Raw genomic sequence first — 6035 nt, forward strand, 5'->3', positions numbered from 1 at the left:
GCCGCGCTGGTGTCGCGGTCGTGGGGAATGGCTCTTGCGACGCTGATCAGCAGGCTCACCGGCTTCGCCCGGATCGTGTTGCTGGCCGCAATCTTGGGCGCGGCGCTGTCCAGCTCGTTTTCGGTGGCCAATCAGCTGCCGAACCTGGTCGCGGCGCTGGTCTTGGAAGCGACGTTCACCGCGATCTTCGTACCGGTGCTGGCTCGGGCCGAGCAGGATGACCCCGACGGCGGTGCCGCGTTCGTGCGCCGGCTGGTGACCTTGGTCACCGCATTGCTCATTGTGGCCACTGCCCTGTCGGTGCTAGCCGCGCCGCTGCTGGTGCGATTGATGCTGGGCCACACACCGCAAGTTAACGAGCCACTCACCACCGCTTTCGCCTACCTGCTGCTCCCCCAGGTGCTCGCCTACGGCCTGTCGTCGGTATTCATGGCAATTCTTAACACCCGCAACGTATTTGGCCCGCCTGCGTGGGCACCCGTGGTCAACAACGTCGTCGCGATAGCGACCCTGGGGGTGTATCTAGCGGTTCCGGGTGAGCTGTCGGTCGATCCCGTTGACATGGGCAACACCAAGTTGCTGGTGCTCGGAGTGGGCACCACCGTGGGCGTATTCGCTCAAGCGACGCTGCTGCTGGTGGCGCTGGGGCGCGAACACGTCAGCCTGCGACCGCTGTGGGGAATTGACCAGCGGCTCAAGCGTTTTGGGGCGATGGCCGGCGCCATGGTGCTCTATGTGCTGATCAGTCAGCTCGGCCTGGTAGTCGGCAACCAGATTGCCAGCACGGCGGCGGCTTCGGGTCCGGCCATCTACAACTACACCTGGCTGGTGTTAATGCTGCCGTTCGGCATGATCGGGGTGACGGTGCTGACGGTGGTGATGCCGCGGCTCAGCCGCAACGCCGCAGCCGACGACATTCCGGCCGTGCTGGCCGACCTGTCGCTGGCCACCCGGCTCATTATGGTCACGCTGATCCCCACGGTGGCGTTCATGACCGTCGGCGGATCCGCCATCGGCAGCGCGCTGTTCGCCTACGGACGCTTCGGCCAAGTCGATGCGGGATATCTGGGCGCGGCGATCGCGTTGTCGGCGTTCACTTTGATCCCCTACGGGCTGGTGCTGCTGCAGCTGCGGGTCTTCTACGCCCGGGAGCAACCGTGGACGCCGATCGTGATCATCGTCGTCATCACGACAGTCAAGATCGCGGCGTCGCTACTGGCACCGCATATCACCGGTGATCGCGCGCTGGTCGCCGGCTATCTGGGGCTGGCCAACGGCTTGGGGTTTCTGGCCGGCGCCATCATCGGTTACTACCTACTGCGTCAGTCACTGCGGCCCGGCGGTGGCCAGCTGATCGGCGCCCATGAGGTGCACACCATCTTAGTGACCATCGCCGCGTCGTTGCTGGCCGGCCTGATTGCCCACGTCGCGGATCGGCTGCTGGGGCTGAGCCAGTTGACCGCCCACGGCGGCGGGCCGGGCTCGCTGCTGCGGCTGCTCATCCTGGGTGTCATCATGGCGCCAATCGTGGCTGTGGTCATGCTGGGTGCGCAGGTCCCGGAGGCGCAGGCGGCGCTCAACGCCATCCAGCGGCGCGGCCGGCTGGTAGGCCCTGCGTCGCCCGAGGTCACTGGGGCAGATCGATCGTCTGGTCGCCATGCCGTCACGTACCCTGAGCAAAGAAAGTCGTCCCCGCCGGGGGAAGGTGCGGTCCAGTTGCCGATCCGGCGCAGACCTCCGGTAACCACAACCGGGATAGCGAAAGGACCGGAGGTGACCGAGCGCCCGTCGGATAGCGCCGCCTCGTCCAACTCCGCGTCAGGCTCCGACCTGCCGCGGCCCGCCGCCGACGACTTCCACCCCGACATTCCCGCCGGCCTCGGTCAGGGTCCCGGTTCCACGCCGCGCCGTTCCGAATACGTCGGCGGCAGTTCCCAACCCGCGACCCGGGGGCCGATCCCGTTCGACGCTCCACGCGAACGCAGCGCGGAGCCGACCGTGCCACAAGACGATGCCAACCTCGTTCCAGGCGCTCGCATCGCCAACGGCCGCTACCGTCTGCTCATCTTCCACGGCGCTACACTGCACCTGCAGTTCTGGCAGGCGCTCGACACCGCGCTGGACCGACAAGTCGCGCTTACCTTCGTCGACCCTGAGGGAGCCCTTCCCGATGACGTCCGGCAGGAGATTCTGACCCGAACCTTGCGGCTCAGCCGGATCGACAAACCCGGTATTGCGCGAGTGCTCGATGTCCTGCACACCGGTTCCGGCGGCTTGATTGTCGTCGAATGGATCCGAGGCGGTTCGTTGCGGGAAGTTGCCGACACCGCGCCCTCGCCGGTCGGGGCGATTCGCGCGATGCAGTCGCTGGCCGCGGCCGCCGATGCCGCTCACCGTGCCGGGGTGGCCCTGTCCATCGACCACCCCAGCCGCGTGCGCGTCAGCATCGAGGGCGATGTGGTGCTGGCCTTTCCGGCGACCATGCCGGACGCCAACCCGCAGGACGACATTCGCGGGATCGGCGCCGCGCTGTATGCACTGCTGGTCAACCGGTGGCCGCTGCCAGAGCCCGGGACGCCCAGCGGAATTGCGCCGGCCGAGCGGGATGGGTCCGGTCAGGCCGTCGAACCGGCCGTCGCCGACCGCGACATCCCGTTCCAAATTTCGGCGGTCGCGGTTCGTTCTGTCCAAGATGATGGCGGGATACGCAGTGCTTCAACGCTTTTGAACCTGTTGCAACAGGCGACCGCGGTGGCCGACCGTACCGAAGTTCTCGGCGCCATCGAGCCGCCGGCACCGGCCTCCCCACGCCGCACGTCGGCACCCGACGGCGAAACCCAGGCTCGCCGCCGGCGCAACCTGCTGATCGGCGCCGGCGCCGGCGCCGCCATTCTGCTGGTGGCCCTGCTGGTTATGGTCTCGGTGATCAATAAGATCTTCGGCAACGTCGGCGCCGGCCTCAACCGGGATCAGCTCGGCTTGAACACCCAGACGTCGTCGACGTCCGAGCCTGGCAGTTCGGCACCGGCGGGCAGCATTGTCAAACCCACCAAAGCCACCGTCTTCTCCCCCGACGGCGAAGCAGACAACCCAGGCCAAGCCGATCTAGCCATCGACGGCAATCCGAGTACCTCCTGGGAAACCGACACCTATACCGACGCTGTGCCCTTCCCGGGCTTCAAGAACGGCGTTGGATTGCTGCTGCAGCTGCCCAAGCCCACCGTGGTCGGCGCCGTCTCCATCGACGTGTCCAGCACCGGAACCAAGGTGGAGATCCGCTCGGCCCAGACGCCCACTCCCTCGAAACTGGACGACACCACGGTGCTGACCCCCGCGACCGCGCTCAAGCCCGGGCATAACACCATCGCGGTCAAATCCTCGGCACCCACGTCGAACCTGCTGGTGTGGATTTCGACGTTGGGGACAATCGACGGCAAGAGCCGCGCCGCCATCTCGGAGATCACCATCCAAGCCGCGTCTTAACGATGGACAGCACCGTATTCGGGTGAAGTGCTGCGCGGCTGCCGATTGGATACTGTCCGCGCGTGGGTTTGAGGGGCCGCCGGGAACGCAGCGACGCCGAGCTGCTGAGGGCTTTCGTCGCCGGCGAGGCGCTTGCCTTCGAGCAGTTGTTTCGCCGCCATCATCGCCAGCTATACCGGCTGGCGCGGCTGAGCAGCCGGAGCCCCGAAGACGCCGAGGACGCACTGCAGGAGGCGATGCTGAAGGCACACTGCTGTGCCGCCTCATTTCGGCATGACGCGGCCGTCAGCAGCTGGCTGCACCGCATCGTGGTCAACGCTTGCCTAGACCGGCTGCGTCGCGCCAAGTCCCGACCAACCGTTCCGCTGCAGGACATCTATCCGGTTCCCGATGCAACGGCGCAGGTAGAAATGGCGATCGTGGTGCAGCGAGCGCTGCTGCGGATTCCGGTAAAGCAGCGGGCCGCCTTAGTCGCCGTCGACATGCAGGGCTATTCGATCGCCGACACCGCACGGATGCTCGGAGTGGCCGAGGGCACCGTCAAGAGCCGCTGTGCGCGCGGGCGAGCCCGGCTGGCGGGGTTGCTGGGCTACCTCAACACCGGTGCGCATACTCTTCAACGCGACCTTACGTGACCGGCAGAACGCGCATGACGCACACTGGGGCCGATGAATCAGGCCGAGAACGCGGCGGGCGCAGAACCGCCCCTTACGGTGGAGCTTCTCGCCGACCTGCAGGCAGGTCTGCTGGACGACAACACCGCCACTCGCATTCGCCAACGAGTCCGCACTGACCCCGAGGCGGCAGCGACCCTGCGCGCGTTGCAGCAAGTACGCCGCGATCTCGCCGCGGTCGGCGCCGATCCGTCGACAGCACCAGATCCTGCCCCGCATGTCACGGTCAGGCATGCCACGTCGGCCACCATCTCTCCGGTGTCCCCAGCCGCCCATGCTGCCCGAGCACACACTCGCCCCACCAAAGTCCTGGCCGGCGTAGCCGGACTAGGAGCGGTCGCCGCGGCCATCGGCGTCGGTACCGCTGCGCTGATCGACGAGCCCGAGCCGACGCCGAACACACCGGCCACCGCAATGCACATCACCGTGTCGACGCCGCCCCCGACGATCCCGCTCTCGCAGGACCAAATCCTCGAGTTGCTGCGGCACGCCCCGGACTACGGCCCGCTCGCCGACCCGTCGCGGCGCGCATCGTGCCTCAACGGCCTCGGCTACCCGGCGTCCACGCTAATACTGGGTGCTCAACCGGTCGACATCAATGCCCGCCCGGGAGTGGTGCTGGTGGTGCCCGGCGATACTCCGGACCATGTCGCGGTGTACGCGGTGGCCCTCAATTGCAGCGCGGCCGACACCGGATTGTTGGCCAGCACTACAGTCGCTGGAGTCGCTGGAGTCGCCCGGATCTCCAGCTCGTAGCGCATCCTGGTAACGTGCCGCCCGGGTGGGAACAGCAGTGCCTGCGCTGGCGTTCATACACGTTCGAGACCAGCTTCCGTACCGAAAGGCCCGCATGACCGCCGCCTCCCCCGCCCCAGATACCGTCCACGACGTCATCGTCATCGGCTCCGGTCCAGCCGGATACACCGCGGCGCTCTACACCGCCCGGGCCCAGCTGGCTCCGCTGGTATTCGAGGGCACCTCGTTCGGCGGTGCGCTGATGACCACGACCGAGGTCGAGAACTACCCCGGTTTTCGTGACGGTATCACCGGCCCGGAGTTGATGGACCAGATGCGGGAGCAGGCGCTGCGATTCGGCGCAGACCTGCGCATGGAAGACGTGGAGTCGGTATCCCTAGCTGGGCCGATTAAATCGGTGGTCACCGCCGACGGCGAAACCTTCCGGGCGCGGGCCGTGATCCTGGCGATGGGCGCGGCGGCGCGCTACCTCCACGTACCCGGAGAGCAGGAGCTGCTGGGCCGGGGAGTCAGTTCGTGCGCTACCTGCGACGGGTTTTTCTTCCGCGACCAAGACATCGCGGTGATCGGCGGCGGTGACTCCGCCATGGAGGAAGCCACCTTCCTGACCAGGTTCGCCCGCAGTGTGACTCTGGTGCACCGCCGCGACGAGTTCCGAGCATCCAAGATCATGCTCAACCGTGCTCGCGTCAACGACAAGATCCGCATCCTCACCAACCAGACTGTGGCCGCGGTGGACGGGGACAAAACGGTCACCGGTTTGCGCTTGCACGACACCCTCACCGGTGCAGAAAAAACACTTCCGGTCACCGGCGTCTTCGTCGCGATCGGGCATGAGCCGCGATCCGCTCTGGTGCGCGGCGCCGTTGACCTCGACCCGGACGGCTATGTACTGGTTAAGGATCACACCACCAGCACGTCGCTGGAGGGTGTATTTGCAGCCGGAGACCTGGTCGATCGGACCTACCGGCAGGCGGTCACCGCGGCGGGCAGCGGTTGTGCCGCGGCCATTGACGCCGAACGTTGGCTGGCCGACCAGGAAGCAATTGGGGACGCTGACAGTACCGACACGTTGATTGGAGCACAGCAATGACTGATTCCGCGAAATCCGGTGCCACCATC

Annotated in this window: 4 protein-coding genes; all 4 read left to right on the forward strand. The window is 66.6% G+C overall.

Annotated features, from left to right (window positions below):
* A partial coding sequence (locus F0Q45_RS23670) for a lipid II flippase MurJ (RefSeq protein ID WP_188113122.1) occupies positions 1–3483 on the forward strand: 3483 nt, incomplete at its 5' end.
* 62 nt (positions 3484–3545) lie between these two features.
* A complete protein-coding gene (sigM, locus tag F0Q45_RS23675) occupies positions 3546–4118 on the forward strand; it encodes an RNA polymerase sigma factor SigM (RefSeq protein WP_188113123.1) in 573 nt (190 codons plus the stop codon).
* Between the two features lie 33 nt (positions 4119–4151).
* On the forward strand, positions 4152–4913 hold the full coding sequence (locus tag F0Q45_RS23680; RefSeq protein ID WP_149656223.1) for a hypothetical protein: 762 nt from the start codon (positions 4152–4154) through the stop codon (positions 4911–4913).
* Between the two features lie 94 nt (positions 4914–5007).
* The gene (gene trxB, locus F0Q45_RS23685) at positions 5008–6006 is read left to right on the forward strand and encodes a thioredoxin-disulfide reductase (RefSeq protein WP_149656225.1); all 999 of its coding nucleotides are present in this window, start codon (positions 5008–5010) and stop codon (positions 6004–6006) included.
* The last annotated feature ends 29 nt before the right edge of the window (positions 6007–6035 follow it).

Source organism: Mycobacterium simiae (genome assembly GCF_008370645.1).
Taxonomy (GTDB): Bacteria; Actinomycetota; Actinomycetes; order Mycobacteriales; family Mycobacteriaceae; genus Mycobacterium; species Mycobacterium simiae_A.